At 72.0% G+C, this 26,968-nt stretch carries 23 protein-coding genes and 1 pseudogene; 9 read left to right on the forward strand and 15 right to left on the reverse strand.

Annotated features, from left to right (window positions below; genetic code table 11):
* Window positions 1-24: 24 nt before the first annotated feature.
* Window positions 25-1,404 carry an MFS transporter gene (locus CEQ11_RS12255; protein WP_067190968.1) on the forward strand — a complete coding sequence of 460 codons (1,380 nt, stop codon included), beginning with the start codon at window positions 25-27 and terminating at the stop codon, window positions 1,402-1,404.
* An 87-nt stretch (window positions 1,405-1,491) separates the two neighbouring features.
* Here the strand turns inward: CEQ11_RS12255 and CEQ11_RS12260 are convergent, their stop codons facing one another.
* The 4 genes from CEQ11_RS12260 to CEQ11_RS12275 all read right to left on the reverse strand — a co-directional run bounded on the left by CEQ11_RS12260 (window position 1,492) and on the right by CEQ11_RS12275 (window position 8,099).
* Window positions 1,492-4,314 carry a hypothetical protein gene (locus tag CEQ11_RS12260; RefSeq protein ID WP_067190967.1) on the reverse strand — a complete coding sequence of 941 codons (2,823 nt, stop codon included), beginning with the start codon at window positions 4,312-4,314 and terminating at the stop codon, window positions 1,492-1,494.
* Entirely contained in the window at window positions 4,301-6,940 is a 2,640-nt protein-coding gene (locus CEQ11_RS12265; protein ID WP_088478767.1) for a hypothetical protein, read from the reverse strand. Before CEQ11_RS12265 ends, CEQ11_RS12260 begins: the two co-directional genes overlap by 14 nt.
* A 195-nt stretch (window positions 6,941-7,135) precedes the next feature.
* On the reverse strand, window positions 7,136-7,735 hold the full coding sequence (locus CEQ11_RS12270; protein ID WP_088478768.1) for a helix-turn-helix domain-containing protein: 600 nt from the start codon (window positions 7,733-7,735) through the stop codon (window positions 7,136-7,138).
* Window positions 7,716-8,099: a hypothetical protein gene (locus CEQ11_RS12275; RefSeq protein WP_088478769.1), complete on the reverse strand. Its 384-nt coding sequence runs from the start codon at window positions 8,097-8,099 to the stop codon at window positions 7,716-7,718. The genes CEQ11_RS12270 and CEQ11_RS12275 overlap by 20 nt, the downstream gene beginning before the upstream one ends.
* A gap of 253 nt (window positions 8,100-8,352) precedes the next feature.
* On the opposite strand from CEQ11_RS12275, the gene CEQ11_RS12280 reads away from it, so the two are divergent.
* Both CEQ11_RS12280 and CEQ11_RS12285 read left to right on the forward strand, forming a co-directional pair.
* Window positions 8,353-8,991, forward strand: coding sequence for a bifunctional 2-polyprenyl-6-hydroxyphenol methylase/3-demethylubiquinol 3-O-methyltransferase UbiG (locus CEQ11_RS12280; protein ID WP_088478770.1), 639 nt, complete (start codon window positions 8,353-8,355; stop codon window positions 8,989-8,991).
* Between the two features lie 227 nt (window positions 8,992-9,218).
* The gene (locus CEQ11_RS12285; RefSeq protein WP_088478771.1) at window positions 9,219-9,830 is read left to right on the forward strand and encodes a trans-aconitate 2-methyltransferase; all 612 of its coding nucleotides are present in this window, start codon (window positions 9,219-9,221) and stop codon (window positions 9,828-9,830) included.
* A gap of 243 nt (window positions 9,831-10,073) precedes the next feature.
* Here the strand turns inward: CEQ11_RS12285 and CEQ11_RS12290 are convergent.
* Window positions 10,074-10,904 (reverse strand): annotated as a pseudogene (locus tag CEQ11_RS12290) (ArgP/LysG family DNA-binding transcriptional regulator); the annotation flags it as partial.
* Window positions 10,905-10,919: 15 nt separating this feature from the next.
* On the opposite strand from CEQ11_RS12290, the gene lysE reads away from it, so the two are divergent.
* Complete coding sequence (gene lysE / locus CEQ11_RS12295; protein WP_087133943.1) at window positions 10,920-11,534, forward strand: L-lysine exporter; 615 nt, start codon at window positions 10,920-10,922, stop codon at window positions 11,532-11,534.
* A 32-nt stretch (window positions 11,535-11,566) separates the two neighbouring features.
* Here the strand turns inward: lysE and CEQ11_RS12300 are convergent, their stop codons facing one another.
* The 6 genes from CEQ11_RS12300 to CEQ11_RS12325 form a co-directional block, all read right to left on the reverse strand.
* Entirely contained in the window at window positions 11,567-12,154 is a 588-nt protein-coding gene (locus tag CEQ11_RS12300) for a PIN domain-containing protein (protein ID WP_088478772.1), read from the reverse strand.
* Window positions 12,154-12,666: a helix-turn-helix domain-containing protein gene (locus tag CEQ11_RS12305; protein ID WP_087133945.1), complete on the reverse strand. Its 513-nt coding sequence runs from the start codon at window positions 12,664-12,666 to the stop codon at window positions 12,154-12,156. Before CEQ11_RS12305 ends, CEQ11_RS12300 begins: the two co-directional genes overlap by 1 nt.
* A gap of 329 nt (window positions 12,667-12,995) precedes the next feature.
* The gene (locus CEQ11_RS12310; protein WP_088478773.1) at window positions 12,996-14,423 is read right to left on the reverse strand and encodes an aldehyde dehydrogenase family protein; all 1,428 of its coding nucleotides are present in this window, start codon (window positions 14,421-14,423) and stop codon (window positions 12,996-12,998) included.
* Window positions 14,424-14,721: 298 nt separating this feature from the next.
* Entirely contained in the window at window positions 14,722-16,245 is a 1,524-nt protein-coding gene (locus CEQ11_RS12315; RefSeq protein WP_088478774.1) for an APC family permease, read from the reverse strand.
* Window positions 16,246-16,362: 117 nt separating this feature from the next.
* The gene (locus CEQ11_RS12320; RefSeq protein WP_088478775.1) at window positions 16,363-17,379 is read right to left on the reverse strand and encodes a helix-turn-helix domain-containing protein; all 1,017 of its coding nucleotides are present in this window, start codon (window positions 17,377-17,379) and stop codon (window positions 16,363-16,365) included.
* A 180-nt stretch (window positions 17,380-17,559) separates the two neighbouring features.
* Complete coding sequence (locus tag CEQ11_RS12325; RefSeq protein WP_088478776.1) at window positions 17,560-18,150, reverse strand: TetR/AcrR family transcriptional regulator; 591 nt, start codon at window positions 18,148-18,150, stop codon at window positions 17,560-17,562.
* A gap of 220 nt (window positions 18,151-18,370) precedes the next feature.
* On the opposite strand from CEQ11_RS12325, the gene CEQ11_RS12330 reads away from it, so the two are divergent.
* The 5 genes from CEQ11_RS12330 (at window position 18,371) to CEQ11_RS12350 (ending at window position 24,090) form a co-directional block, all read left to right on the forward strand.
* Window positions 18,371-20,347 (forward strand): primary-amine oxidase, encoded by a 1,977-nt coding sequence (locus tag CEQ11_RS12330; RefSeq protein WP_102957535.1) that lies wholly within the window; start codon window positions 18,371-18,373, stop codon window positions 20,345-20,347.
* Window positions 20,332-20,757: a hypothetical protein gene (locus tag CEQ11_RS12335; RefSeq protein ID WP_087133950.1), complete on the forward strand. Its 426-nt coding sequence runs from the start codon at window positions 20,332-20,334 to the stop codon at window positions 20,755-20,757. Before CEQ11_RS12330 ends, CEQ11_RS12335 begins: the two co-directional genes overlap by 16 nt.
* Before the next feature lie 374 nt (window positions 20,758-21,131).
* Window positions 21,132-22,358 (forward strand): thiolase family protein, encoded by a 1,227-nt coding sequence (locus tag CEQ11_RS12340; RefSeq protein WP_088478778.1) that lies wholly within the window; start codon window positions 21,132-21,134, stop codon window positions 22,356-22,358.
* A gap of 91 nt (window positions 22,359-22,449) precedes the next feature.
* Window positions 22,450-23,208 (forward strand): enoyl-CoA hydratase/isomerase family protein, encoded by a 759-nt coding sequence (locus CEQ11_RS12345; RefSeq protein WP_227718927.1) that lies wholly within the window; start codon window positions 22,450-22,452, stop codon window positions 23,206-23,208.
* 9 nt (window positions 23,209-23,217) lie between these two features.
* Window positions 23,218-24,090: a 3-hydroxyacyl-CoA dehydrogenase family protein gene (locus tag CEQ11_RS12350; protein ID WP_088478779.1), complete on the forward strand. Its 873-nt coding sequence runs from the start codon at window positions 23,218-23,220 to the stop codon at window positions 24,088-24,090.
* 247 nt (window positions 24,091-24,337) lie between these two features.
* Here the strand turns inward: CEQ11_RS12350 and CEQ11_RS12355 are convergent, their stop codons facing one another.
* The 4 genes from CEQ11_RS12355 to CEQ11_RS12370 form a co-directional block, all read right to left on the reverse strand.
* A complete protein-coding gene (locus tag CEQ11_RS12355) occupies window positions 24,338-24,595 on the reverse strand; it encodes a hypothetical protein (protein ID WP_088478780.1) in 258 nt (85 codons plus the stop codon).
* A complete protein-coding gene (locus CEQ11_RS12360) occupies window positions 24,585-24,881 on the reverse strand; it encodes a helix-turn-helix transcriptional regulator (protein ID WP_088478781.1) in 297 nt (98 codons plus the stop codon). The genes CEQ11_RS12355 and CEQ11_RS12360 overlap by 11 nt, the downstream gene beginning before the upstream one ends.
* A 166-nt stretch (window positions 24,882-25,047) precedes the next feature.
* Complete coding sequence (locus CEQ11_RS12365; protein ID WP_193763034.1) at window positions 25,048-25,896, reverse strand: MBL fold metallo-hydrolase; 849 nt, start codon at window positions 25,894-25,896, stop codon at window positions 25,048-25,050.
* Between the two features lie 10 nt (window positions 25,897-25,906).
* Entirely contained in the window at window positions 25,907-26,734 is an 828-nt protein-coding gene (locus CEQ11_RS12370; RefSeq protein ID WP_088478782.1) for an SDR family oxidoreductase, read from the reverse strand.
* Window positions 26,735-26,968 lie beyond the last annotated feature (234 nt).

The raw sequence follows: 26,968 nt of genomic DNA on the forward strand, positions 1-26,968 counted from the left end.
CACCGTCTTCCCACTGGAGTTTTCATGAGCACCACCTACACCGACACGCTCGGGCAGGGTTCCGCCGCGAAGAAGCGCGAAGAGCGCAAGGTCCTCGCGGGCACCCTCGTGGGCACCACGATCGAGTGGTACGACTTCTTCATCTACGCCCAGGCCGCCGGCCTCGTGCTCGCGCCGCTGTTCTTCGAGCCGATGGGTGAATCCGGCTCACAGATCGCCGCGTGGGCCTCCCTCGGCATCTCCTTCCTGGTCCGCCCGCTCGGCGCGATCGTCGCAGGCCACGTCGGCGACAAGTTCGGCCGCAAGGTCGTCCTGGTCTTCACCCTGATCGGCATGGGCGCCGCCACGGTGCTCATCGGCCTGCTGCCGACCTACGCGACCATCGGCATCTGGGCTCCGATCCTCCTGATCCTCTTCCGCCTGCTGCAGGGCTTCTCCGCCGGCGGCGAGTGGGGCGGCGCGGCCCTGATGTCCGTGGAGCACGCCCCGCGCGGCAAGCGCGGGCTCTTCGGCGCCTACCCACAGATCGGCGTGCCGCTGGGCATGATCCTGGCGACCATCATGATCTTCGGCATCTCCACCTTCATGGACGAAGAGCAGTTCATGTCCTGGGGCTGGCGCATCCCGTTCCTGTTCTCCTTCATCCTGATCATCGTCGGCCACCTCATCCGCAAGGCCGTGGAGGAGTCCCCGGTCTTCCAGGAGATGCAGCGGCTGAAGAAGGAGGAGTCGGCCCCGCTCGGCGACCTCTTCCGCGGCCACTCCACGTGGGTCGTGCTCGCCGCCCTGATCTTCGCCGCCAACAACGCGGCCGGCTACCTCGTCATCGCCTACTTCAACGGCTACGGCGTGAAGGCCCTCGGCATGGAGCGCACCGAGACCCTCGCCGCGTCCCTCATCGGCGGCTTCGGCTGGCTGGTCTTCACCCTGTTCGGCGGCTGGATCTCGGACAAGATCGGCCGCAAGCTGACCTTCCTCATCGGCTACGGCATCGTGATCGCCTGGGCCATTCCGATGTGGTCCCTGCTGAACACCGCCTCCCTGCCGCTGTTCGCCCTGGCCGTCTTCATCCTGACCATCGGACTCGGCCCGTCCTACGGCCCCCAGTCCGCGATGTATGCGGAGATGTTCCCGGCAAACGTGCGCTTCTCCGGCATCTCCATCGGCTACGCCCTGGGGTCCATCATCGGCGGCGCCTTCGCTCCGATGATCTCGGACCTCATCCTGCAGCGCACCGGCAACCCCTACCTGATCGGCGTGTACATCGCCGCCCTGGGCGTGGTCTCCTTCATCGCGGTCTGCTTCGTGCCGAACGGCATCCAGGACCGCGACCTGCACGACCACCGCGACGAGATCTCCGACGACCCGGTCGCCGAGATCCGCGAGGCCGAGAAGCAGGCCTGATCCTCCTGCCCGTCACCGCCCGGTGACGTCACGACGGCGGTCCCCTCACCTTTCGCAGGTGAGGGGACCGTCGTCGTTGTCCTCCGTTCAGCGGGACTCGGCCAGGAAGCGCTCAGCGCGACGGCGGACGTCCCCATCCTGGCGGGCGAGCTCCTGCACCCGCTGCTCGAGGGACTCGGCGCGGTCCAGGAGCCGGTCCGCCAGGCGGGAGGACCACGGCTGCCCCTCAAGCTCCTCGAGCTCGTCCCAGGCCGCCAGCAGCGCCGAGGAGTAGAGGCGGTGGGCCGCCTCCTCCGGGCTGCCGGCAGGCCCGGTCCCGAGGACGGCGACGGCGTCCAGCGCGCTCCGGTCCTCCTCGAGCAGCAGTCGTTCCAGGGTGCTGCGGCTGCGGCGCAGCGAGTCGGCGGTGCGGCCCCGGCCGCGGCGGCCGGCGGAGACCCCCGCGAGGGTCTCCGTGATCGCCCCGAGGCCGACGAGCAGCACGGTGCCAGCCACGGTCACGACCGTGCGGGTGGTCGATGCCTCGGCCGGGTCGACGGCGTCCTCCGCCCGTGCGTGGGTCTGCGTGCCGGCGGCGCGCACCTCGGCGCCGACCACGGTGGCGAACTGCGCCGGGTCGGTCAGGTCCCGCAGCGGCACGGACGTGCTGTCCGCGGCGTCGGCGGCGGGGTCGGTCTGCGGAGTCGTCCCCGTGGCCACCGGTCCGGTCATCGGCTCCAGCGCGCCGCCGCGGCCGTCCGGGTAGACGACCACCGGCACCACCGCGACGCCCGGGAGGACGTCGCCGGTGGCCGGGTCCACCACGTCCTCCGACAGGTCCGCCTTGATGTCCTCCAGCAGCTGCAGGACGCTCTCCTGCGTCACGGGGACGGCCTCGTCCGTGGCCTGGCGCTCCGGGTCCCGCCGCAGGACGGTCTCGGCGTCCCGGACCGCCACGACGACGTCCAGCCCCTCCGCCAGCTCGGCCCCGGCCAGCCGGGAGACGTGGTCCCGGTCCAGCTCCAGCTCGGAGTGACCGTCCAGGGGGAGCCCGTGGACGGAGACGTCGCCGGGGTCCTGCCGTCCGGGCAGGAGCCCGGCGGGGTCCCGCTCGAGCTGGTCCGCGGCCGCGGTGCCGAGCCCGAAGGAGACCAGGAGCGCGAGGAGGACCCCGCCGACGCGCGCGGGTGCGGTCAGCCGGAAGCGACCGTGCCGGTCCTCGGTGAACGCCCAGGCGAGCGGGCCGCCGCGGCCGGTGCCGGAGGCCGACGGTGAGGCGGACGTGGAGACGGACGTGGACGGGGCCTGCTCGCCGACGGTGGGGGCGGCGGGGCTGGCGAGGCTGGTGGGGTGTGCCGGGGCGGTGGGGTCGGCGGAATCCACGCCGCGGTCCCGGGCGACCGACGCCAGGACGTCCTCGGGGTGTTCGCCGGCCGAGACCCGAGCCGCCGCCACCGCGCGGTCCACGGCGTCGAGGGCGCCGCCGGCGGGCAGGGCATCGAGGCCCAGCCCCTCGCGAGTCGCGCGCAGGTCCGCAGGCTGCGCCGGTGCGGGCAGGCCCGGCCAGCCGTCGAGCAGGCCGCGGACCGACGCGGCACGCTCGACCGCCTGCAGGTAGGGCACCGCGACCGATCCCACGCGGCCTTCGTCCGCGTTCGCCGCGGCCGCGGTGAGCGCGTCGGCGCAGGCCCCGATCCGCTGCTCGGCGGCCGTCCACGCCTGGGCGTCGAGGGCCTCCGGTTCCTGCCGGAAGGCCTGCAGCCGCGCCAGGAGGTCGTCTACGGCGTCCTGGAGGTCAGCGGCGGCCTCGAGCGTCTCGGGCGGACGCCCCTGGGCGCCCCGCACGGCGGCGACGGCCCGGCGGGCCGGCTCCACGAGGGCGGCCGCGACCTCGTCCAGGACCTCTCCGCCGCCGGCCACGGCCCCCTGGACCAGGGACGCCGCCTCCAGCGCCTCGGCCTCCGCCCGCACCCGCGCGGCGTCTCGGGCGTAGGCCCGCACCCGCTCCTCCGTGTCGGCGCCGGGCCGTGCCGTCTCCTCGGCGATCAGGCCCTCCCGCCGGGCCAGGGCGACGGCGCCGGCGCGGACCTCGTCCCACTGGGCGCGCATCCGCTGCGTCCGGTGCTCCTCCGGCACGGACAGCGCCGAGACCTCCAGCGCCTCGAGCTCGAGGACCACGTGGGACATGTCCGTCCGTGCCGTCCGGTGCATCCGGCGGAGCTCGGCACGGGCACGCAGCGCCCGGGCCGTCATCACGCCGCCGAGCACCGTCAGGACCCCGGGGACGGCCACGCGGCCCACCCAGGTCCCGAGGTCGGGCTCGGCACCGGGGTCCGCGAGCGCGGCGGCCGTCCGGGCGGTCACCGCCACGGCGCTCGGCCCGTTGCCGGCGTCCCGGTTCGTCTCGTAGGCGATGCTCAGCACCTCCGCCGGGCTCGGCTCCCTGCCGAAGGGGGCGTGCCCGCGGGGGAGGTCTCCCCCGTCCGGGAAGGCCGCCGGGTCCACGGTGACGCCCACCTCCCGGCGGCGATCCTGCACGTCCCCCACGGAGCGGCTCAGCTGCGTCGAGATCAGCACGTCCGCCTCCGGGCCGCTCCGGCCGTAGTCCGCGGGCGGCAGCAGGTGCTCGTCCGTCACCGCCACCGTCAGCGGGGACCAGGCGCGCACGTCGAGCCGCTCGGCCGCGGCCTCCACCCGCTCCTGGGTGATGCCGTGGGGCAGCCCCTCCGGGATCCGGAACTGGACCCGGTGCTCCGGCTCCGCGGTGACCGCGGCGACCCCGGCGGCGCCGAGGCCCACGGTCGCCGCCGCGGCGAGGGCCGTGGCCCCGGCCCAGCGCGCCGGCCTGACGCTCCAGTCCCCGAGCAGCCGCGCGGCCAGCGGCCGGTCCGGTCGGTCGTGCGGTCGGGGGTCTCGCTCAACGTGAGTCACGCAGGAACCTCTCTGCCCGGCGGTGCACGTCCTCGTCCTGGCGTGCCAGGTCTTCCACACGGTCGCGCAGCGCCTCGGCCCGGCGCACGGTGTCCGGCCGCCGCTGGGCGCCGAGCGGCAACGAGCCGAGGGCCTCGGCCTCCCGCCAGGCGGTGACGAGCGCGGACTCGTAGAGCCGCTGCCCGGCCTCCTGGGCGGAGCCGGCCGGACCGGCTCCGAGGATCGCCACGGCGGACAGCTCACGTTCGTCCCGGCCGAGCATGAGCTGCTCGAGGCCGCCACGGGCCGCCCTCAGGGCACGGCCCGTGCGCCCGTGGCCGCGCAGGCCCAGGGCCGTGCCGGCAAGGGCCTCGAGGATGCCGCCGAGGGCGAGGAACATGACCGAGCCGGAGGCGGTGAGCACGGCCCAGAGCGGCAGGAACTCCAGGTCCGCCTCATAGGTGCGGTTGGACTGGATACCGCGGGCGACGTCCTCGATCTCATGGGCCACAGCGCTCGCCATCAGACCGGGGTCGTCCGCGTCCCACAGCGGGGCGGAGGTGCGCTCGAAGCTGTAGCCGCCGAGCCAGGACTCGGTGCCCTCGTAGACGTGGCCGGTGAGCGCGGGCATCACGCCCCCGCGGCCGCCCTGCCACACCATCAGCGGGATGATCACGGCGTTCGGCTCCAGCTCCCCGGTGGCCTCGTCCGCGAGCTCCGGGAACTCTCCGATGAGCTTCTCACTGCCCTCCAGCGCGCTGTCCAGAGTGACGCGGCGGCTGTACTCGGAGGCGGTGTCCTCCGGTGACCGGTCCAGGTAGTCCTCTGCCCGGCGCACGGCCACCGTCACGTCGAAGGACTCCGTCAACTCCGGGTCCACGCGGCGGCGGATCTCCTCGGCCGTGAGCTCCACGTCCGAGGCCGGGAGCAGCTCAGCCCCGTCCACGGAGACCTCACCGACCTCCTGGTCCCCCTCCAGGTACCAGTCCGGCTCGGCGGTGGCCTGGGCCGCCAGGGGCGCCGCCGCCGCGCCGGCCAGGAGGACGGCGGCGAGGGCACCGGCCATGCGGGTGCCTTTGCGGAAGCGGAAGCGGCCGGCCTTGGGGATCCCGGCCGAGCCGGGCACCGCCCCCGGGACAGCCGCAGCCGTGGGTCGGGTCTGCGCCGAGACGGACGGCGAGACCTGGTCCCCACGGGCCGTCCCGGCCTCCGCCACCAGCGCGTGCAGCGGCTCCCCCGCGGCGGCCCGGGCCAGCAGCAGGACCTCCTGCACGCGCAGCAGCGACGCCTCCGCCGGGGTCGGCGGCAGCCCGATGCCCTCGCGCACACGGGCCGTGCCGGCCACGCCGCGGTCCGGGAGCAGGGCACGGCGCAGCTCGTTGCGCCCCTCGGCGTCCGGCCCGGCGTCCAGGGCGCGGGTGAGCTCGAGCGCGCACTGGCCGATGCGGGCCTCGGCGGAGATCCACCGGCCCACCCAGGAGGACGTGTCCTCTCCGGGGGTGCCGCGGACCTCCTCGAGCAGCGAGAGAAGACGGTCCACGGCGTCCCGCAGGTCGGCCGCGGCCGCGTCCACACGCTGGTGTCCCGGCTGTCCCGGGCGATCCTGGCGTGGTGCCTGCCCGAGACGGGCCAGCGTCCGCTCCGCCGGCGCCACCAGGGCTGAGGCGACGCGGTCCAGCACGTCCCCGGCTCCGGCGAAGCCACCGCGGACCTCGGCCGTGCCGGCAAGGGCGGCTGCGTCCTCGGCAAGGCGGTCCGCGGCGTCGGCGTACCGGTCCACAGCCGAGACGGTCCGCGGCGTCGGACGGCGCAGCCCGGACTCGAGTTCCTCCTCGCGCTGGAGGAGGAAGAGGGCCCGGCCGGAGAAGTGGTTCCATTCCTGGGCGGAGCCGGACGGACGGCGGTCCTCCGGGAGGGCGAGCACGGAGACTTCGAGCGCCTCCAGGTCCAGGACCACGCGGGCGACGCGTGCCCGGGCCAGGCGGAAGCGGCGGCGCAGCTCGGAGACCGCGCGGACGGCGCGGGCCCAGAGCAGGCCGGCTCCGAGGGTCAGGGCGCCCATGGCGCCGGTGAGGCCGATCCACAGCAGCGGTTCACGCGGCAGGCCGGAGTAGGAGAGTTCGCCGGCGGTGCGGGCCATGGCCACCACGGAGGCGGCGGAGTGCCCCATGTCCCGGTTCCGCTCGAACGCCTGGAGCAGCTGGATCGAGGGGCGGTCCCTGGGGGAACCGGTGTCCTCGTCCTCGTCGGGGAAGACCTCCGGGTCCACGACCACGCCGTTGTGCCGCTCCGCCGGGAGCGTCGAGGGATCGTAGCCCGGGACGGTCATGTCCACGGGCATCCGCTCCAGCTGCGTGGAGAGCTGCACGTCCGCCGGGTAGTCGGCATCCTCCTCGAGCGGCCGGGCGATCCATTCGTCCGTCACCCGCACGGTGATCGGCTCCCAGGAGCGGATCGGGTCCTGCTCGGTGAGAGCTTCCACCCGCTCCTTGGTGATGCCGTACGGCAGCGGTTCCTCCAGCTGCAGGCGCACCGGCTCCCCCGGCTCGGCCGCCATCGTGCCGATGCCGGTCAGGCCCACGGCCACCGTGCCGGCCGCCAGCAGCGCGGTGACGGTGCCCCACAGGCCCCTGCGCATGGATGCCATCGCTTCCCCTCCGCCCCGGGCGCTCGCCGGAGCCTGCTCTCCAGCCTAGATGTACTCGGTCATCAGGGTGGGGACAGTCGGCGGCGTGGGCGCAGTCTGCTCAGTGCGGTGTGGCGAGCGCCGCGGGGGCCTGAGGCGAGGTGAGGCGGGCGGCCGTCCGCGGCCTGTGGCTGCGGGCCCAGCGGCTGCGGGACGTCAGAGCGGCCACACCTCCAGGGAGTCGCTGAGCCGGATGCTCACCCCGGAGACGCGCCCGCGCGGGCCGAGCAGCACGTGGACGACCGGATCCGCCTGCTCCCCCTCCGCCACGCCCCGCACCACCACGGCGCGCCGGCTCCCGGCAGCACCCGGGTCCGCCGGCAGCGGGGCACCGTTCAGCTCATGCACGGTCAGGTCCGCCGGGGGTGCGCAGCGACCGGCCAGGTCCTGGACCTCCTGCAAGGTCTGCCGCAGCACGGTCTGCGGCAGGGCGGCGCGAGCCGTGCTGGTCATCAGGGCGTGCACCGCAGTGAGGTCTCCGGAGAACCAGGCTCGGACCGCACGGTCGGCGCTCTGGAACGCCGTTTCCAGCCAGCTCCCCTGCCGTGCCGCCCCGGTGGTCGGTGCCGCACCCGCAACTGCGGCAGTCTGGAAGCGACGGTGCGCCGCCTGCCGGCTGACCCCGAGGGTCTGGGCGATCTCCTCCCACGTCCACCCAGCCTCGCGGGCACGGTGGACGGCGTGATGCAGCCGCCGCTCGGCCGCCGCCTGGGCGGCCAGCGCGGCGGTCAGTTCCTCACCGGGATCGCGGGGCATCCTCCGAGTCTGCCGCATCGGCGGACGCCGGAAGGAAAGCGCCGACGCCGACGGCCGCCATGATGCCGAGGATCACGGCGGTCGTGCCGCCGAGGATGATCAGCGCGGCCGCGACGACGGCCCCGGCCAGGACCTGCAGTGCCTTCGAACGGTCCCAGGCGGGCTGCCAGCGGCTGAACAGCGAGCCTGCGAGGGCGCCGCCGCGGGCCCGCATGAGGGGAGCGCACCAGGCACCCACGGTGTAAGCGAGGCCGGCGAGGGCACCGGTCAGCAGTGCCGGCCCCAGGTCGGCGTCGGAGCTGAGGCCGTGAGTGACGAGGATCAGGATGAAGGAGACGACGGTGGCAATGAGCGTGAGAGCCATGTGACCGAGGTTATGGCCGTCCTGGGGAAGCGTCAATACATAGTTGACAGGTGCGCTGGGGCGCCGGCGGAACCGCGACGGGGGCGGCCGGGGTGCGTTCCCGAGCGATGGTGCGCGGGTGTCGAGATGCAACGAAGGTTTCAGAAACGCGCCAAGCCGATTCATACGCTGATCAGGACCTGAAGGGCTGATACCGGCTTCTCCTGCCCCTCACTTGACCGGCGCACGGGATCACGGTCGTTACCCTCGATCCATGCCTCTCCGTCTTCGCCCTTCCGTCCTCGACGACGCCGCCCGGGAAGGACTTCTCACCAGCCGGGCCGCCTATGGCGCCCGCGCGGCCGAGTACACCAAGCAGCTCGGCACCATGGACGCCGTGACCGAGGACGACAGGCTGCTGGTCGAAGCCTGGGCCGACCGGGTGGATGGGGTTCTGGCCGACGTCGGCTGCGGGCCGGCCCACTGGACCGCGCACCTGGCCTCGCTGGGCCATGAGGTGACGGGCATCGAGCCGGTCGAGGAGTTCGTCACCCATGCGCGCCGAGCCCACCCGGAGGTGCGCGTGGAGCCGGGTTCGTTCCAGACCCTGCACGCAGCCGCCTTCAACGGGATCCTGGGCTGGTACTCGATCATCCACACGCCACCGGTGGAGATGCCTCTCCTCCTGGAGCGCGCGCACCAGGCGCTGCGCCCGGGCGGGTCACTGCTGCTGGGCTTCTTCGCGTCAGACCAGGTGGAGGCCTTCGACCACGCCGTCACCACGGCGTGGTATTGGCCGGTCGATGAGCTCTCCCGCCTGTTGATCGCGGCAGGATTCACCGTGCTCGACTGTGGCACACGGCAGGACGCCGGCGTACGCCGCCACGGATGGATCGAGTCCAACCGGAGCTGAGGCGTCCGGCGCTCTCCGCCCCAAGCCGTCCAAGGAACCGTCCTGCGCGATTCGCGTGCGATCTTCACGGCGTCTCGACAGTCAGCGAGCGCTCCCCGTGGGCGCCGCGAACCGTCGTTTGCGGCAAACCTGATCCTCGCCACAACCCTCGCCATGGGGAAGCCGCGACGCACCATCGCTCGTCGCCTCCTCTTCCCCCTACGTGCCCAGACCGAGATACTCACACCATGCCAGCCACCCCCACAAGTTCCAGCGATTGGGCCTCCTACAATGCCGCGCGGGCAGGCACCTCGGCCGTGCGCCCTCTCACCGACCGCGCACTCACAACACTGCGGGCCACCCACCAGAACCTCGCAGGTCTGCGCGCTGTCGAGCTGGGAAGCGGCGCCGGCATCGAAACCCGACGCCTTCTCCAGGAGGGCCTGAACGTCCACACCATCGACATCGACCCAAGCGTCGAAAAGCACATGAATGAACTCACCACGCTCGGCATCCTCGAACACCGGACGGGCCTCATCGAGGAGTGGGATCCCCTCCCCCACGCCGATCTGATCCTGGCCAACGCCTCTCTGCCATTCGTCCCTCGCGCACGCTTCACCTCGGTGTGGGAGCGCGTCAAGCACGCCCTGCTTCCAGACGGGATCCTGGCGGTCGATCTCTTCGGCTCCGATGACACCTGGGCCTCGGACCTGGGCACCTACCTCACCCGGAAAGAGGTGGACGAACTCCTCGACACTTTGGAGGTGATCGAACTGACCGAGCGCAACGAAGAAGGGCATGCGTTCGACGGCATCAAGCACTGGCACACCTTCACCGTTATCGCCCGCCACCCAGCCTGACCCCTTCGCGCCCGGCCCCTGGCGAGCGAAACCGCACAAACGGTCGTTCATGACGACGCCCCCCGCCATGCGCCGTGTGCGCCACCTCCGGCCCTGTCCGCCCGCCGCACGGCTCGAGCACGGCTCGAGCACGGCTCGGCGGGTGCCTCTGCGCCCACCCCTTTCTTCAGAATGCAGTCACCGCATGCCTGACATCATCGAACTCCCCCTGCCCGCTGACGGTCCGCGACCCGCGGCGCCGCCTCACCTCCGCTCGAGCGTCCGCTGGGCCGCCTCCCGCACCGCTCGCGTGAGCCGCACCAGGCGCGTCACGGGCAATGTGGCCGCCTGCCAGTACAGGGGCACGAGGACGTCGTCGAGCCCGGGCACGCGGACCAGCCGGCCGGCGCGCACGTCCTCGACGGCCTGGGCGTCCACGAGCATCCCCCACCCCAGGCCGGCCCGGACGGACCGGTGGAACCCGTCGAACGACGGCGCCAGGTGCGTGGGCGGGGCGACGTCCAGCCCGGCGCCGCTCAGCGCGAGGCGCTGCAGGTCGTCCTTCGCGTTGTAGCGCATCATGGGCATCGCGCCGAGGTCGACGACGTCGCCCGCCGCGTGCCGCGCGAGCAGGGCGGGCGAGGCGAGCGGGACGTAGCGCATGCTCCCCAGCGGCTCCGCCGCGCACCCCTGGACCGGCTGCGGCTCCGTGGTGACGGCGGCCAGCACCTCGCCGCGGCGCAGCAGCCGGGCGCTGTGGTCCTGGTCCTCGACGTGCAGGTCGAGGACCGTGTTATCCCAGTCGGCGGCCTCCGCCAGGACGGGCCCGAACCATGTGCCCAGCACGTCGGCGGGCACGGCCAGGGAGGTGACGCTGCGCCCGGCCGCCGTGCGGCCCAGCCCGGCCCACGCCTCCTGTTCGAGCACCCGCATGTGCCGGGCCACGCGCACCAGGCCGACGCCGGCCTCGGTCGGCTCGCAGGGTGTGCCGCGCCGGAGCAGCACCTGGCCCACCTCCCGCTCCAGGGCGCGGATGCGCTGGCTGACCGCGGAAGCGCTGACGCCGAGCTCGTACGCGGCCGCCTCGAACGAGCCCTAGCGTCCTCACCCATGTGGACCCTCGCCGGCACCGGCCTGCTCACCGGACTCGCCCTCATCGTCGCCATCGGCGCCCAGAACGCCTTCGTGCTCCGCCAGGGCGTGCGCCGGGAGCATGTGGGCGCCGTCGTGCTGGTGTGCATGGCCTCGGACGCCGTGCTGATCCTGGCCGGGACCGCCGGGGTGGGCGCGCTCGTGCAGGCCGAGCCGTGGCTGCTCGAGGTGCTGCGTTGGGGCGGCGCCCTGTACCTGCTCTGGTTCGCGGTCTCCTCCCTGCGTGCCGCGCTGCGCCCGCAGGGGCTCGTGGCCGAACAGGCGCCGCGCACCGCGGGTTCGGTCGTCGCCACCACGCTCGCGCTGACCTGGCTCAACCCGCACGTCTACCTGGACACCGTGGTGCTGCTGGGCAGCCTCGCCAACCAGCACGGTCCCGACGCGCGGTGGGTCTTCGCCGCCGGCGCCGTCGCCGCCTCCGGCCTGTGGTTCACCGCGCTCGGCTACGGCGCGCGCCTGCTGGCCCGGGTGCTCGCCGACCCGAAGGCGTGGCGCGTGGTGGACGTGATGATCGCGGTGGTCATGGCGGCGCTCGCGGTCCGGCTCATCGCCGGCTCCGGCGTGTGGGGGTGAGTCGACGACGGCGGCTCTGGCGTCGGGTTGAATCAAGGTCGCTCAACGTCGACCCGCCAGAGCTGGGCTCGTGCGGCCTCCGCGAACAGGGGTGCACCGCACCGCACCAGCCGCTCCAGGACGTCACTGACGGTCAACGGAGGATTCCGTGTCGCGCCCGCTTGGGCTGCGAGAGCCGTCATCACTCGAGCCGGGTCCAGGTCGAGCTGGTTCATGAAAAACTCGTCCGGACTCTGCACCTCGATGTCGAAGGACTCAACGACCTCACGCGGGAAATCCTTCAGATTCGCCGTGACGATCAGGTCAGCACGCCCCTGGATCGCGGCGGCGACCACATGCCGATCATCGGGGTCCGGAAGATCAATCCCGGGCACGAGCTGCTCCCACCCCTCGACCCGCGCGTCGTCGAAGGCGGCGTCCATGACCTCCGCACGGTGACGCGCCGCCCCCGACGCACGCATGTCTGGATGCATCGCTTCCAGTGCGCGCACCGTCTCGTCGAGGATCCGCCCACTCCATACCGGCCGATAGAGGCCCGCCTCGGCCAGATGCAGCAAGGTGTCCGCTTGGGCGATGGGCACGAGGACGCACGCGTCGAGCACCGCGCTGAAGCGAGCCACTACCCGCGCTCACCCCGGAGGTCGGCGCGAGCCTGACGCAACGCCTCGCGGTAGGACTCCGCATCCTGGTCATAGAGCCCCGCAGACGAGGCCTCCCCTACGAGGTCGCTCAGCGAGGCACGCCGCTCCCCGCGCTTCCGCTGCTGATAGGACACGACGTCTTGGAGCCGGATGCGTCGGTGCCGACCACCGGTCGTCCTCTCGTACGGCAACGCGCCCTCCTCGAGCAGCCTCACCAGCGTGGGACGACTGATGCCGAGGAAGTTCGCCGCCTCCTGTGTCGTGAGCAGCTGGTCGACGGGTGCCACCGTGATGGCCTTGCCCACCCGCATCGCCTCGACGACGTCCCGCAGGACGTTGAAAGCCTCTGGCGGCAGGGGAACCTTCTGGCCGTCAGGGCCGACCAGGGCGGCCGGCTGCGTCAGGCCGTCGAGGAACCTGCCGACGTCGAGCATCTCCTCGAGGTCCGTCGGCGGCAGCACCGTGTGCTTGTCATTCACCGTCGCAGTCATGGAACAAGACTACCCGCGAAAACGAAAAATCCGCAGCTCCCTCTCGCGTCCGCTTCCCCGCCCCGGGACGTTGCGTCAGCCGCGCGCGTAGGCGAGCGACTCCTCGATGACGGGCCCTGCAGGTGTGGGTGAATCACGACAACCACCATCGGCCGCATACCCCCTGCGGACAGGCCTCGCCGGGAAGACAGACCGAGGCGAGCGTCCGTCGTCGGGAAGGAGCGGGACGGGCCCGGCCCCCGCCGATCACACGAAAGAGCCCGGAGGGCGTCCGCAACGGACGCACCCCGGGCCCTCGCCTCAGCGGGGGAATCCCCCGCAGACCTGCCTCAGGCGGAGATCACCTTCGGGACGGCCATGTGCTTCAGCCCCTCCACGCCGAACTCCAGGCCGAAGCCGGACTGCTTCACGCCGCCGAAGGGCACGCGCGGGTCGATCGCGCCGTGCTTGTTGATCCACGTAGTGCCGGCCTGCAGGCGGGCGGCGACCTCCTTGGCGCGCTCCACGTCCGAGGACCAGACGGAGGAGCCGAGGCCCACGTCCAGGCCGTTGGCCCACTCGATGGCCTGCTCCAGGTCCGAGTAGCGGATGATCGGCAGCGCCGGGCCGAACTGCTCCTCGGCCACCAGCGGGTTGTCGTTGCTGATGTCCGCCACGAGGGTCGTCGGGTAGAAGTGGCCGGGCGCGGACTCGTCCGGATCGCCGCCGACGAGCACACGGGCGCCCGAGTCCTTCGCCGCCTGCACCAGCTTCGCCACGATCTCGTACTGGGCCCGGTTCTGCAGCGGGCCGAGCACGTTCTGCTCCTGAAGCCCGTTGCCCATCGGCATCGCCTGGGCCAGGGCGGTGAGCTCCTCGCAGACGGCGTCGTACAGGGAGTCCGGCACGTAGAGGCGCTTCAGGGCGGCGCAGGTCTGGCCGGTGTTGATGAACGCACCCCAGAACAGGTCCTCGGCGATCGCCTTCGGGTCCGCGTCGTCCAGGACGATCCCGGCGTCGTTGCCGCCGAGCTCGAGGGTGATGCGCTTCAGGTCCTCCGCGGCCGAGCGCATGATCGCCTTGCCGGTCTCGATCGAGCCGGTGAAGGTGATCTTGTCGATGCCCTCGTACGCGGTGAAGGCCTTGCCGAGCTCACCGTCGCCGGCGAGGACCTGCAGCACGCCGTCCGGCAGCACCTGGTTCATCACGTGCGCCAGCGCCAGCACGGACAGCGGGGTGTACTCCGACGGCTTGAGCACCACAGTGTTGCCCATGCGCAGGGCCGGGGCGATCTGCCAGATCGAGATCATCATCGGCCAGTTCCACGGGCCGATGCCGCCGACCACGCCGATCGGCTCCCAGCGCAGCTCGGCGGTGCCGGACTCGTCATCCACGAGCGTTTCCGGCTCGATCGGGAACGCGGCGGTGGCACGGGTCCAGGCCACGCAGCCGCCGACCTCGAACGCGGCGTTCGGACCGTTTTTCACCGGCTTGCCCTGCTCACGGGAGAGCAGCTCGGCCAGGCCGGTGGCGGAGGCCTCGATGGCATCCGCGGCCTTGTTCAGGTGTGCCGAGCGCTCGGCGTGGGAGAGGACGGCCCAGTCCTTCTGCGCCGCACGGGCCGTGGCCACGGCCTCGTCCAGGTCGGCGGGGGTGGACTGCGGCGCGTAGCCGACGACCTCGCCGGTGGCGGGGTCCTTCAGTTCGGCGCCCTGGCCTTCGGTGGCGGAGACGGCGGCGAGCAGGTCGGCGCAGCTGAGGGCAGGGTTCTCGGTCATGGTGTGTCCCTTTCGGTGTGGGTCCGGCACGGGGCCGGGAGGAGGTCTGAGTCCAGTCTTGCAGGTTCGGTGTGGGGTGGGTCACGGACGGGGCGCCCGGAGGTGGGCGGGCGCCTCGGGGTGCGCGCCCGGGGTGCGCCGCGGGGTGCGCGCCCCGCATAATCGACGAAAAGTCACCAGGTCGCAGAGAATCTCCTCGGTCCTGTGACGAACCGTCGATCCCGCCACTTCCCGACGACGGCCGCTCGCCGTCCGGGCGTCGCGCCCTGCGGTCGGCGGGCGGCGGTCGGCGGACGCCTCAGGCCAGTTCACCTCCGGTGGCGATACCGGCGTAGGTCTGTGGTCGGTTGGCCTTGAGCCAGAGTGCCCAGGCGGTGCCGAGGGCGCCGGGGGCCACCACGATCAGTGGCAGCAGCCAGCTCAGGACGCTCGGCCCCTCGGCACCGATGAGCACCGGGAAGTTCACCACCACGAGGGCGAACAGGACGATCAGTCCGAGACCGGCCAGGCCCGGGGCCACGATTCGGGTCCAGGCGCCGTACTCGTGGGCGTAGCCGCGGAGGAACCCGATCACGGCCAAGGAGGTCATGGCCATCAGCAGGATCAGACCGAAGGCGCCCATGTTGGTCAGCCAGGTGAAGAGGGTGACCACCGGGTACAACGGGTCGTCAGACCCGGCACCGGCGAACCCGAACAGTCCGATCACCACGAGGGACAGCACGGACTGGGCCAGCGAGCCGGCCACGGGCGCGCCGGTGCGGCGAGAGGTGTGGGCCAGGAACTGCGGGAGGATGCGCTCGCGGCCGAGGGAGAAGAAGTAGCGGGCCACGATGTTGTGGAACGCCAGCAGCGCGGCGATGAGGCTGGTGAGGAACAGGATGTTCGCCAGGTCCACCCACCATGCCGGCGCGTTCTCCGCGAAGAACGCGAACATGAGGTCCGGGCCGAACTCCTGGGCGCGGGGCACCACGCCGCTCGGCCCCTCGGAGACCACCACGGCCCAGGCGGAGAACGCGTAGAACAGAGCGATCACGGTGATGGCGATGACCGTGGCCCGGCCGGCGGTGGTCTTGGGATCCTTGACCTCCTCGTTGTAGATCGCGCCGGACTCGAAGCCCATGAACGCGGCGATCGAGAACACGAGGGCGGCGCCGACCCCGGCGGTGAAGAGCTGCTCAGGAAGCAGGCCTTCCGGGGTGATGCCCTCGGGGGCGGCACGCAGGCCCATGACGTCGAAGACGATCACCACGGCGAACTCGAGCAGCACGATCACACCGATGACCTTGGCGCTGAAGTCGATCCGGTTCACGCCGAGCAGGCCCACCAGGACCCAGGCGGCGAGAGCGCACGCCCACCAGGGCACAGACAGCCCGAACATGCCGTCCAGCAGGGAGGACAGCACGAAGCCGAACATGCCGGCGATGCCGATCTGCATGCAGTTGTAGGCCACCAGCGCCACCAGCGAGGCACCGACGCCGGTCGGCTTGCCCAGGCCCTTGGCGATGTACGCGAAGAACGCGCCGGCGTTGTGCACGTGCCGGGACATGGCCGCGTAGCCGATCGCGAAGAGCAGCAGCACGGCGCCGAGCACCACGAAGGACAGTGGAATGCCGAGCAGCCCGGTGACGGCGAAGTTCGAGGGGACGCCGCCAGCCACCACGGTGAGCGGTGCCGATGCGGCGATGATCATGAAGACCAGGGAGGGGACACCGAGGCGGCGGGCGCCGAGGCGCTCGTCCGCAGGGACGTCGGCGGCGACGTGGGCGCCGGCACTGGAGCCGGCAGGACGTGCCTCGCGCGTGGTTCTTGCTGCGGTGCTCATGGGCACCTCCTGTGGGGCAGGTGAAGTGATGTTTCTCACTCCAGGATGCCCGTGCACGCCCTGCACGGATTGACCGTCCGGGAAGAGCGGTTGTCTCTGCGCGCAGAGCGGTCCGGCTCAGGCCGCGGCGCGGCGGGACTGCCCAGGCGTCATGCCGAAGCGGGCCCGGAAGGCCCGTGAGAAGTGCGCCGGATCGGTGAACCCCCAGCGCGCGCCCACTACGGCCACCGGCCGGGTGGCGCAGGCCGGGTCCGCGAGTTCTTCGCGGCAGCGCTCGAGGCGGCGCGAGCGGATCAGCGCGGCGACGGTGGTGTCCGTGTCCTCGAACAGCAGGTGCAGGCTGCGCACAGATATGAAGTGGGCGGCGGCGATCGTGGCCGGTGCCAGGTCCGGGTCCGCCAGGTGCGCCTCGATGTAGGCGACCACCTGGTCCCGCTGGCGGTCCCGCTCCCCCCGCCCGTCGCGCCGGGTGAGCAGGCAGGCGGAGGAGGCGCCGTCGTCGTGGATCCGATTCCCGACGGCGGCCGCCGCACCCTCCGCTGTGTTGCAGCCCAGAATGCCCGTCACCAGAGTGCCGACCAGGTCCACCACGTTGCGTGCCAGGCGCGCGCCGACCGTGGGGCCGAGCTCCGGAACGACGCCGGCGGCCTGGCGGAGGAAGTCGCCGACCGCGTCCCCGAGGTGATGGTCCGCGTCGAGGGCGGTGGCCGTGAGCTGCCCCGTCTGGGCCGGGTCCATGCGGAGGGCAGCGTGCGGGAACATCATCACGTGCGAGGAGAAGTCGCGGTCGAAGGTCAGCTCGTAGGGCTGGGAGGTGTCGTAGAGGGCCAGCCGGCCCGGCTCGAGAACCACCTCGCGGCCGTCCTGGACGAGCAGGCCGCGGCCGGACAGCTGCAGGGAGAGCTTGAACAGGCCCCCGCCGCCGGCGCCCGTGAGGCGTTCGGTACGGCGCACGGTGTGCGGCGAGGCGTACAGCGTGGACAGGCCGATGCCGCCGACGCTGGAGAGCTCGATGCGGCCTCGGAAGGCGTCCCCAGCATGGCCGGGGGAGGACTCGGCCTCCAGTGGGACGAAGGAATCCGAGATGATGCCTCGCCAGGTCTCGTAGTCCATGGCAGTGGCGCAGGTCCGCATGCAGTGCCTCTTCCCCAGGGCGGTCGCAGGCTCCGGTGACGGTCCGCACGGAGGGCACGGAGCCTGCCGGAGTGTGACCGGGTTCACGATTTCTCCGAGTGTAGAGCTTCTCCGGCGCCGTGGACAGGGGCGCATCGGAGAACCGGGGCGGACTGCCAGGCGGGGCGGGGGCCGTCGTCGTCAGGCAGAGAGCAGGGCGAGAAAAGCCTCGAGCTGGGCGTCGAGCGACTCCGGTCCATGGCGCTCCGGGTCCATCACTGCTGTGACCTGGGTACCGAACAGCCAGGCCAACAGGGCCTCGACCACCGGGCCGGCCGGAATGTCAGGGCGCAGCATCCCGTCCGCGGCGGCCTCCGCCAGCATCCCGTGCAGACGGTCTCGCCAGGCGGCCATCGCGGCAGCCGCCGCGAGGGCTTCCGCCTCCTGCCGCGCCGCCTGGTCCCAGAAGGACAGGACGAGGCGGGCCTCCTGGATGAGCTCGTCGTCCCGCGGGACCACTTCTCGGCACAGCCGCCGCATCGCCTCCAACCCCCGGGCGTCTGCGAGCGCGGCGTCGATCCGGGCCTCAGTGCGATCGAAGACGTGGGTGTAGGTCGCCTCGATCAGTGCACTTTTTGTGGGGAAGTACGGCTTCAGGGCGCCGTTGGCGTAGCCGGCCTCCTCTGCAATCTGCCGCAGGGTGGCGCCGGACAGACCCCGATCCGCCACGACCTTCCAGGTGGTCTCCACCAGCTCGCGGCGGCGGGCGTCATGGTCGATGAGGCGGGGCACGGCAGGCTCCCTTCGGTCGGGCGGGTCGGGCGGGTCAGACGAACAAACGAACGAGGTGACGGTATCGCCGTCGCGATTGATCGTGCGCGCACCGACACCTGCGTGACGGGCAGGACTGCACGCAAGTCCTATGACGCGGATCACAGGCGAGCTTAGCCTCTCCATACGGAGAAGAACCCGACCACCGACGGCCCGCACTGGGCCGGGAGACGAGGAGCACATGAGCACCGAGACCGCCACCACCGCGGGTGACTTCAGGCAGCAGACCCCCGAGGAGATCGAGGCCGTGATGGCCGTGCTCCGCCGGGAGGGCCTGTTCACGGACACCCACCGCATCGCCTACCTGGGCCTGCTGGACCCACCGCGCGGGGCACAGCGCGCCGAGGTCTCACACGACCGCCGTTTCCGCGTGTTCATCCTGGACTCCACCGGCGGCACCCCGCGGGACGCGGTGGTCTCCGCCGCCCGCGGCGAGGTCCTCTCGAACCGCGAGCTCGACTCGTCCGTGGACGGCGAGTTCCCGGTGATGGAGGAGGAATTCGAGGTCGTCGAGGCGATCCTCGCCGAGGACCCGCAGTGGCTCGAGGCGATCGCCAAGCGGGACATCCCGATCGACCAGGTCCGTGTGGCCCCGCTGTCCGCCGGCGTGTTCGAGTACGACGACGAGGTGGGCCACCGCATCCTCCGCGGGCTGGCCTTCCACCAGCAGCATGAGACGGACTCGGCCTGGGCGCATCCCATCGACGGGCTGGTGGCCTACGTGGACGTCACCGCGAAGAAGGTCACCCAGGTCCTGGACTTCGGCCCGGTCCCGGTGCCGGCCGAGCACGGCAACTACACGGACCCGGAGATGGTCGGCGAGGTCCGCACCTCCCAGAAGCCAATCGAGATCACCCAGCCCGAGGGCCCGTCCTTCACCGTGGCCGACGGCAACCACGTGGAGTGGGAGCGCTGGAGCCTGGACGTCGGCTTCGACATGCGTGAGGGCCTGGTGCTGCAGAACATCGCGTTCGACGACCCTCACACCGGCCGCCGCCGCACCATCCTGGACCGCGCCGCGATCGCCGAGATGGTGGTCCCCTACGGCGACCCCTCCCCGGTGCGGTCATGGCAGAACTACTTCGACACCGGCGAGTACCTGGTGGGCCAGTGGGCCAACTCGTTGGAGCTGGGCTGCGACTGCCTCGGCGACATCACCTACCTGTCCCCCTGGGTGGTCAACAACGCCGGCGAGCCACGTCAGATCAAGAACGGCATCTGCATGCACGAGGAGGACTGGTCCATCCTGTCCAAGCACACGGACCTGTGGTCCGGGGTGGCCTACACGCGCCGCAACCGCCGCCTGGTGATCTCCTTCTTCACCACGGTGGGCAACTACGACTACGGGTTCTACTGGTACCTCTACCTGGACGGCAACATCGAGTTCGAGGCCAAGGCCACCGGCGTGGTCTTCACCTCGGCGGTCCCGGACGGGCCCACGGACTACGCCTCCGAGATGGCCCCGGGCCTCGGCGCCCCCTTCCACCAGCACCTGTTCGGCGCCCGCCTGGACTTCGCCCTCGACGGCGGCGCCTGCCGCGTGGTGGAGGAGGACGGCGTCCGCCTGCCGATCTCCGAGGAGAACCCGCGCGGCAACGCCTTCACCCGCAAGCACACCGTGCTGGCGACCGAGCAACAGGCCATCCGCGAGACCGACCAGTCCGTGGGCCGCACCTGGATCGTGGAGTCCACCGAGTCCACCAACCGGCTCGGACGCCCGGTGGGCTACAAGCTGCACCCGGAGGGCCTGCCCACCCTGCTGGCCGCCGAGGGCTCCTCCATCCACAAGCGCGCGACCTTCGCATCCAAGGCGCTGTGGGTCTCCCAGTACCACGAGGACGAGCGCTACCCCACCGGCGACTTCCCGAACCAGCACGCCGGCGGTGCCGGCCTGCCGGAGTGGACCGCCGCGGACCGCAGCGTGGACGGGGAAGACCTGGTGGTCTGGCACTCCTTCGGCCTCACGCACTTCCCGCGCGTGGAGGACTGGCCGATCATGCCCGTGGACGTCACCGGCTTCAAGCTCCGCCCCGAGGGCTTCTTCGACCGCTCCCCTGTGCTGGATGTGCCCGCCCCCAGGAAGGGCCACTGCTCCACCGACGCCGGCGGTGGCGTCGACACGGCGAAGGACGGCGACGAGGGATGCTGCAGCGCCTGAGCCTGTGGGACAGGGCCGCCGGGGCACTGGCCCTGGCGGCCCTGCCGTTGCACGTCTGGATGCTCGTGGCGCACGCGCACGGACTGCTGCTGGGCGCCGCGATCGGCGCGATGGTGCTCGCCTGCACCGTCTGCGGCGTGCATGTGCTGCGCGGGACCTCCGGATGCCGGGCCCTCCAGCAGCTGCAGGCCATGGCCGTGCTGATGGTCCTGGCACACGCGGTCATGACCGCCGGCCTGCCCGGGGTGGGCCTTGGGGGAGGCGGGCATGACCACGCAGGGCGAGGGGACGTCGTCGGGAATGCACTGGCTGCGGACGGGGCGATGCTGATGATCATGGGGGTGGAGCTGGCCGTGGCGATGTGTGCGGGGCTGGCGCTGTCGCGGAGGCGGCGGCTCGGGCTCGGCTGAGGCGGGCCTGCGGAGCCCGACCGCATAATCGACGAAAAGTCACCAGATCGCGGAGAATCTCCTCGATCCCGTGACGAACCGTCGATCCCGCCGCTCCCGACGACGGCCGCTTCCCGACGACGGCCGCCCACCTTCGTCTGTCCGCTCCCCTCCGACGGCCACTCACCTGCGTCCGCCCACCCGCCCACACGTGGGCTCGGAGGGCCCTCCCGACCCGCTGCGGCTTCTCTCTGCCCGGACACATGTTGACCGCCCTCACATGCCCCGCGGATACTGGATATGAACCTGAACGCCCGGTCGGTAATTCCAGATTCACCGGGTGCTGTGCCGCGCACCGGGACCGCGCCCGCCCCCTCTGCCAAGGAGACCCACGCATGACCACTCTCGCCACTTTGTCCCAGGCCCTGCTCGTCGGCGGCCGCCGCACCCCGGTCGGCCGCTATGGCGGCGTCCTGTCCTCCGTCCGCCCGGACGACCTGGCGGCGCTGACCATCAAGGCCGTCGTCGAGGACGCGGGCATCGACCCGGCGGACGTGGACGATGTCATCTTCGGCAACGCCAACGGCGCCGGCGAGGAGAACCGCAACGTGGCCCGCATGGCGTGGCTGCTGGCCGGCTTCCCGGACACCGTCCCGGGCATCACCGTGAACCGCCTCTGCGCCTCGGGCATGTCGGCGATCGCCATGGCCACCGCCATGGTGCGCTCCGGCATGGCGGACGTGGTCGTGGCCGGCGGCACCGAGTCCATGTCCCGCGCCCCGTGGGTGCAGGCCAAGCCGACCACCGCGTTCGCCAAGCCGGGTGACCAGTTCGACACCTCCATCGGCTGGCGCTTCGTGAACCCGCGCTTCGCCTCGGGCGAGTTCGGTGACAAGTTCATCTTCTCCATGCCGCAGACCGCGGAGGAGGTCGCCGAGACCGAGGGCATCTCCCGCGAGGACGCGGACGCCTTCGCGGTCTGCTCCCACGAGCGGGCGATCGCCGCGATCGAGGCCGGCCGCTTCAAGGACGAGATCGTCCCGGTCACCGTGAAGGGCCGCAAGGGCGCCGAGACCGTGGTGGACACGGACGAGGGTCCGCGCGCGGGCACCTCCATGGAGGTCCTGTCGAAGCTGCGCCCGATCATCAAGGAGAACGGCGTCGTGACCGCCGGCAACTCCTCCTCGCTCAACGACGGCGCCTCCGCGATCCTCGTGGTCTCCGAGCGCGCCGCGGAGAAGTACGGCCTGACGCCGCGGGCCCGCGTGGTGGACTCCACCGCCGCCGGCCTGGCCCCGCACATCATGGGCCTCGGCCCGGTGCCGGCCACGAAGAAGGCCCTGGAGCGCTCCGGCTGGTCCATCGACGACATCGGCGCAGTCGAGCTGAACGAGGCCTTCGCCTCGCAGTCCCTGGGCTGCGTGCGCGGCCTCGGCCTGGACGAGTCGATCGTCAACAACGACGGCGGCGCGATCGCCCTCGGCCACCCGCTGGGCTCCTCCGGCTCCCGCATCATCGTGACCCTGCTGAACCGCATGGAGCGCGAGGGCGTGGACAAGGGCCTGGCCACCATGTGCGTGGGCGTCGGCCAGGGCACCGCCACCCTGATCGAGAAGGTCTGAGGCCGCTGACGTGACCGAGCAGAACCAGAAGATCGACGACGGCGCCTTCCCCGGGCTCTCGGACGTCGCCTCCGGCTTCTCCGCCCTCCGCCTGGAGGCCTCCGAGGACCGCCCGGACCGGATCGTCGCCGCGATGGACCGTCCGGACGTGCTGAACGCGATCGACCAGACGATGATCGACGAGTTCCACGCCCTCTGCGGCTGGCTGGAGCGCAACCCGCGCATCCTGATCATCACCGGCACGCAGGTGGAGGACCGCAAGCGCGGCGGCATGAAGGGCATCTTCGCCTCCGGCGCGGACATCGCGCAGCTGCGCGAGCGCCGCCGGGACGACGCCCTGCGCGGCGTGAACTCCCAGCTCTTCGACCGCCTGCACGACCTGCCGCTGCCGGTGATCGCCGCGATCGACGGCTTCTGCCTCGGCGGCGGCGCCGAGCTCGCGTGGGCGGCTGACTTCCGCATCGCCACCGAGCACGTGAAGATCGGCCAGCCGGAGGCGGGCCTGGGCATCACCGCCGCCGCCGGCGCGCAGTGGCGCCTGAAGGAGCTCGTGGGCGAGCCGGTCGCCCTGGAGATCCTGTGGGCCGGCCGCATCCTGAACGCCCAGGAGGCGCTGGACCTCCACCTGGTCACGGAGCTGCACGCCCCGGACGCCCTGATGGACGGCGCCCACGCGCTGGCGGACCGGATCGGCAAGAACGACCCGCTGGCGGTGCGCGTCTCCAAGCGCGTGTTCCACATGCCGCGCTCCGCGCACCCGCACGTGGACGAGCTCGCGCAGGCCATCCTGTTCGAGTCCGAGGCCAAGTTCGACCGCATGCAGGCCTTCCTGGACCGCAAGAAGAAGTGAGGACTTCACATGACTGAGAACACCACCCAGGGCTCCGTCCCCTCCGTCGTCGGCGTGCTCGGCGGCGGCCGCATGGGCGCGGGCATCGCGCACGCCTTCCTGACCTCCGGCGCCGAGGAGGTCATCGTCGTCGAGCGTGACCCGCAGGCCGCGGAGGGTGCGAAGGAGCGCATCGAGTCGGACCTCGCGAAGTCCCTCGAGCGCGGCAAGATCGACGGCAACCTGGACGTCTGGGCCGAGCGCCTGACCGTCTCCCTGGACAAGGCCGACTTCGCCCGCTGCGGCCTGGTCGTGGAGGCCGTCCCGGAGATCATGGACCTGAAGATCGCGTCCCTGACCGAGGTGGAGCAGCACCTGGCCGAGGACGCCTGGCTGGCCACGAACACCTCGTCCCTGTCCGTGGACGAGCTGGCGGGCCACCTGCAGCGTCCGGAGCGCTTCTGCGGCCTGCACTACTTCAACCCGGTCCCGGCCTCGAAGCTGGTGGAGGTCGTCATCGGCGCCCGGACCGGCGACGAGCTGAAGTCCCTGTCCACCGAGTGGGTCAAGGGCCTGGGCAAGACCCCGGTCGTGGTGAAGGACGCCCCGGGCTTCGCTTCCTCCCGCCTGGGTGTCGCGATCGCCCTCGAGGCCATCCGCATGGTCGAGGAGGGCGTGGCCTCCCCGGAGGACATCGACAACGCCATGGTGCTGGGCTACAAGTTCCCGGTGGGCCCGCTGGCCCTCACGGACATCGTGGGCCTGGACGTGCGCCTGGGCATCGCGGAGTACCTCGAGTCCCAGCTGGGCGAGCGCTTCGCTCCCCCGCAGCTGATGCGGGACATGGTCGAGCGCGGCGAGCTGGGCCGCAAGTCCGGCAAGGGCTTCTACGACTACTCCTGAGCGTCGCCCGACGAGGGTGCAGCAGATGTCGCTGCAGACCCCCTGAAGGGACATCTGCTGCACCCTCGTCGCCGCAGGTCGAACGACGACGGCCCCCCACCTTCGCGGTGAGGGGCCGTCTCGCGTCGTGGGGACGCTGATGGGGACACGACGTCGGACGCCGAGCGGGTGCGCCGGCGGGACTGCGCCGCCGGGACGCCCCCGGAGCTGCCCCGTGGGGACGTCGCCGGAGCCGCCGGGGCCTGCGTCAGGCGGCGTGCCCGCAGGACTCGCAGGTGCAGTCCTCGCAGTCGCAGGTCGCGCAGCTGCACTCGCCGGGGGCGCAGCAGGTGCAGTCGCAGGTGTCGCACTCGTCCACGTGGTCGCCGTGGGCGTGGTGCAGGTGGCCGTCGTGCCTGTAGTCCACGTGGTCGTCGTGCTGGACGGCCTCGTGGCCGCAGTCCGGGCCGTGGGTGTGGTCGTCGTGGTCCGGGTGGACGGCGTGCCGGGTGTGGTCAGTTGCCATGGGGATCCTCCTCGGTGGCGTGCTGGACGGCGTCGCGCACGATGTGGGCCACGTGCTCGTCCGTCAGGTGGTAGGTGCGGGTCTTCCCGTGCAGGTCGGACCGCACCAGACCGCTCATGCGGAGCACCCGCAGGTGCTGGGACATGAGCGTGTGCGTGACCCCGACGTGCTCCGCGAGCTCACCGACGCTGCTCGGCCGCTCGTCCATGCGCAGCAGCGCTGCCACGCGCACGGGCGAGGCGAGCACCTTGAACAGGTCTGCGGCTCGCTGGATGTCCTGGGTCATGGCTTCATGATACCTGCACAGGTGTTCATATGACAGGGTGAGGTGCCGGTGCCGAAGATCGCCGGGCGCCACGTTCCCGTCGCCGTCGATCCCGCGCGAGGCCTACGGCCGGCGCTGACCATGCGCAGGCGGCCGATGCGGTGGGCGCGCGGGAGCGACCCGCAGCTCAGCGCGCGGAGGCCGCGCGGGCGGCGATCTCCTCGCCCTGGGCGCGCACGAAGTCGGCGTCCACGGGCACCCCGTGGCCGGGGATGTAGAGCGCGTCCTCGCCGCCGAACTCCAGCAGCCGATCCAGCGCGGACGCCCACCCGGGCAGGTCCGAGTCCGGCCCGTCCTGGGGCCTGCCGGACTCCTCCACCAGGTCACCGGTGAAGACGACCGGCCGGTGGCCGGCGTGCCCACCCGGCTCACTGTCGGCGCCGCGCTCGCCACCGCCGCCGGCCTGCGCGCCGCCGGCCACAGCCCGCGACGTCACGGGGTGGGCCCCGGCGTCGACCTCCACCTTGAGCACGAGGTCGCTCTGGGTGTGTGCGTGGCCGAACCAGGCGACCTCCACCGTCACGCCGCCGAGGTCGAGGGTCCACGGGTCCTCCGCCCGGCACCGCGAGGCGTCGATGCGCACGTCCGGCACCGGCACCTCGTCCAGGCCGAGTTCGCGCTGAACGCGGGTGTTCCCGTTCTCGTCGAAGCCGTGGCCGCGCCCGAACGCCGCGTGGGCGGCGGCCAGCAGCCGCTCCCCCGCCGCGGCACGGACGCCGAGGAGACCGAACCAGTGGTCGTAGTGGTCATGGGTGAGCACGGCCCAGCGCAGCGGCACCGGGTGCCGGGCCGCCTCCTCGGCCTCGCGCACGGCCTGCCGATAGAGGGCCTCACCCTGGTCCGGGTGGGTGCCGACGTCCACCAGCAGCGCCGCGGCGTCGCCCACCACGAGTCCGACGTTCACGTCGCAGGGCTCGCAGCGGGCCACGAGCACCCGGTCTGCGACGGCCTCGAACGGCCCGTTGGACCACTGCACGGTCACCGCCTCACTTCACCAGCGAGGCCATCTTCTTGGCGATGAAGTCCGTCGCCTTCTGCGGGGCGATGCGGACCATCCGGTCCAGCATGGCGGCGTCCTTGCCGACCGTCACGCGGTAGCGCCCCTTCTCCACGGCCTGGTCCACGATGATCTTGGCGGCCTCCGGGGCGGGCAGCGGCTGGAGCTTCGAGGACTCCGCCTTCGCGGCGGCCTCCTCCGGCGAGTCGGCGCCGCCCGGGGCGGCCACGCCCGAGTTCCCGGAGATGTTCGTGGCGATCGCGCCCGGGAAGACGATGCTGGCCTTCACGGAGGTGCCGCGCAGCTCGGAGTAGAGGCCCTCGGTCAGCAGCTTCACGGCGGCCTTGGAGGCGCCGTAGACGGTCTGGCCCGGGACGGGCAGGAAGCCGCCCATCGAGGACACGTTCACCAGCGACGCCTCCGGGCGGGCGATCAGGTGCGGGAGGAACGACTTGTTCAGGTAGACGGTGCCCCAGAAGTTCACGTCCATGACCTTGCGCATCTCGTCCAGCTCGAGCTCCTTGAAGTGCACGAACTTCTGGATGATGCCGGCGACGTTGAGCAGGCCGTCCACATGGCCGTGCTGGGCCGTGACCTGCATCGGCAGCAGGTCCACTGCCTCCTGGTCCGTGATGTCCAGGGCGTGCTGGGAGAAGCGGTCCCCGGCGCCGGCGAGCGCGGCGGTCTCGGCCAGGCCGTCCTCACGCAGGTCCACACCGGCCACGGAGGCGCCGCGGCGGAGCAGCTCGAGGGCCACCTCGCGTCCGATGCCGTTGCCTGCTCCGGTGACGACGAAGACCTTGTCCGTGATCTGCACAGTTGCTCCTTCAAGGGGCTGGGCGGCCGGCGCGGGCTGGGCCGCAGGGCGGGATGGGCCGGACGGGCGTCCTCGCCCTTCCGGCACCTCCAGCGTAGGCCTGCAGGGGCCCGGAGGGCACGGGTCCAGGGACCGCCGATGAGAGGTCCACCGAAACCTCCCGGCGCTGGTCACGGCCGCGCAGGCGGACCCGCACTCAGAGGATCCGCCTCGGCCTCCCCGCCCTGGTCATGG

Source organism: Micrococcus sp. FDAARGOS_333, from assembly GCF_002206575.2.
Classification (GTDB): Bacteria; Actinomycetota; Actinomycetes; order Actinomycetales; family Micrococcaceae; genus Micrococcus; species Micrococcus lylae.

Coding starts and splice junctions, on each gene's coding strand:
- CEQ11_RS12265 (WP_088478767.1), bottom strand. CDS start 6,940: ATGGCATCCATGCGCAGGGGCCTGTGGGGCACCGTCACCGCGCTGCTG.
- CEQ11_RS12305 (WP_087133945.1), bottom strand. CDS start 12,666: ATGACTGCGACGGTGAATGACAAGCACACGGTGCTGCCGCCGACGGAC.
- CEQ11_RS12320 (WP_088478775.1), bottom strand. CDS start 17,379: ATGCGGACCTGCGCCACTGCCATGGACTACGAGACCTGGCGAGGCATC.
- CEQ11_RS12270 (WP_088478768.1), bottom strand. CDS start 7,735: ATGCCCCGCGATCCCGGTGAGGAACTGACCGCCGCGCTGGCCGCCCAG.
- CEQ11_RS12285 (WP_088478771.1), top strand. CDS start 9,219: ATGCCAGCCACCCCCACAAGTTCCAGCGATTGGGCCTCCTACAATGCC.
- CEQ11_RS12255 (WP_067190968.1), top strand. CDS start 25: ATGAGCACCACCTACACCGACACGCTCGGGCAGGGTTCCGCCGCGAAG.
- CEQ11_RS12340 (WP_088478778.1), top strand. CDS start 21,132: ATGACCACTCTCGCCACTTTGTCCCAGGCCCTGCTCGTCGGCGGCCGC.
- CEQ11_RS12350 (WP_088478779.1), top strand. CDS start 23,218: ATGACTGAGAACACCACCCAGGGCTCCGTCCCCTCCGTCGTCGGCGTG.
- CEQ11_RS12315 (WP_088478774.1), bottom strand. CDS start 16,245: ATGAGCACCGCAGCAAGAACCACGCGCGAGGCACGTCCTGCCGGCTCC.
- CEQ11_RS12330 (WP_102957535.1), top strand. CDS start 18,371: ATGAGCACCGAGACCGCCACCACCGCGGGTGACTTCAGGCAGCAGACC.
- CEQ11_RS12360 (WP_088478781.1), bottom strand. CDS start 24,881: ATGACCCAGGACATCCAGCGAGCCGCAGACCTGTTCAAGGTGCTCGCC.
- CEQ11_RS12335 (WP_087133950.1), top strand. CDS start 20,332: ATGCTGCAGCGCCTGAGCCTGTGGGACAGGGCCGCCGGGGCACTGGCC.
- CEQ11_RS12280 (WP_088478770.1), top strand. CDS start 8,353: ATGCCTCTCCGTCTTCGCCCTTCCGTCCTCGACGACGCCGCCCGGGAA.
- CEQ11_RS12355 (WP_088478780.1), bottom strand. CDS start 24,595: ATGGCAACTGACCACACCCGGCACGCCGTCCACCCGGACCACGACGAC.
- lysE (WP_087133943.1), top strand. CDS start 10,920: ATGTGGACCCTCGCCGGCACCGGCCTGCTCACCGGACTCGCCCTCATC.
- CEQ11_RS12310 (WP_088478773.1), bottom strand. CDS start 14,423: ATGACCGAGAACCCTGCCCTCAGCTGCGCCGACCTGCTCGCCGCCGTC.
- CEQ11_RS12275 (WP_088478769.1), bottom strand. CDS start 8,099: ATGGCTCTCACGCTCATTGCCACCGTCGTCTCCTTCATCCTGATCCTC.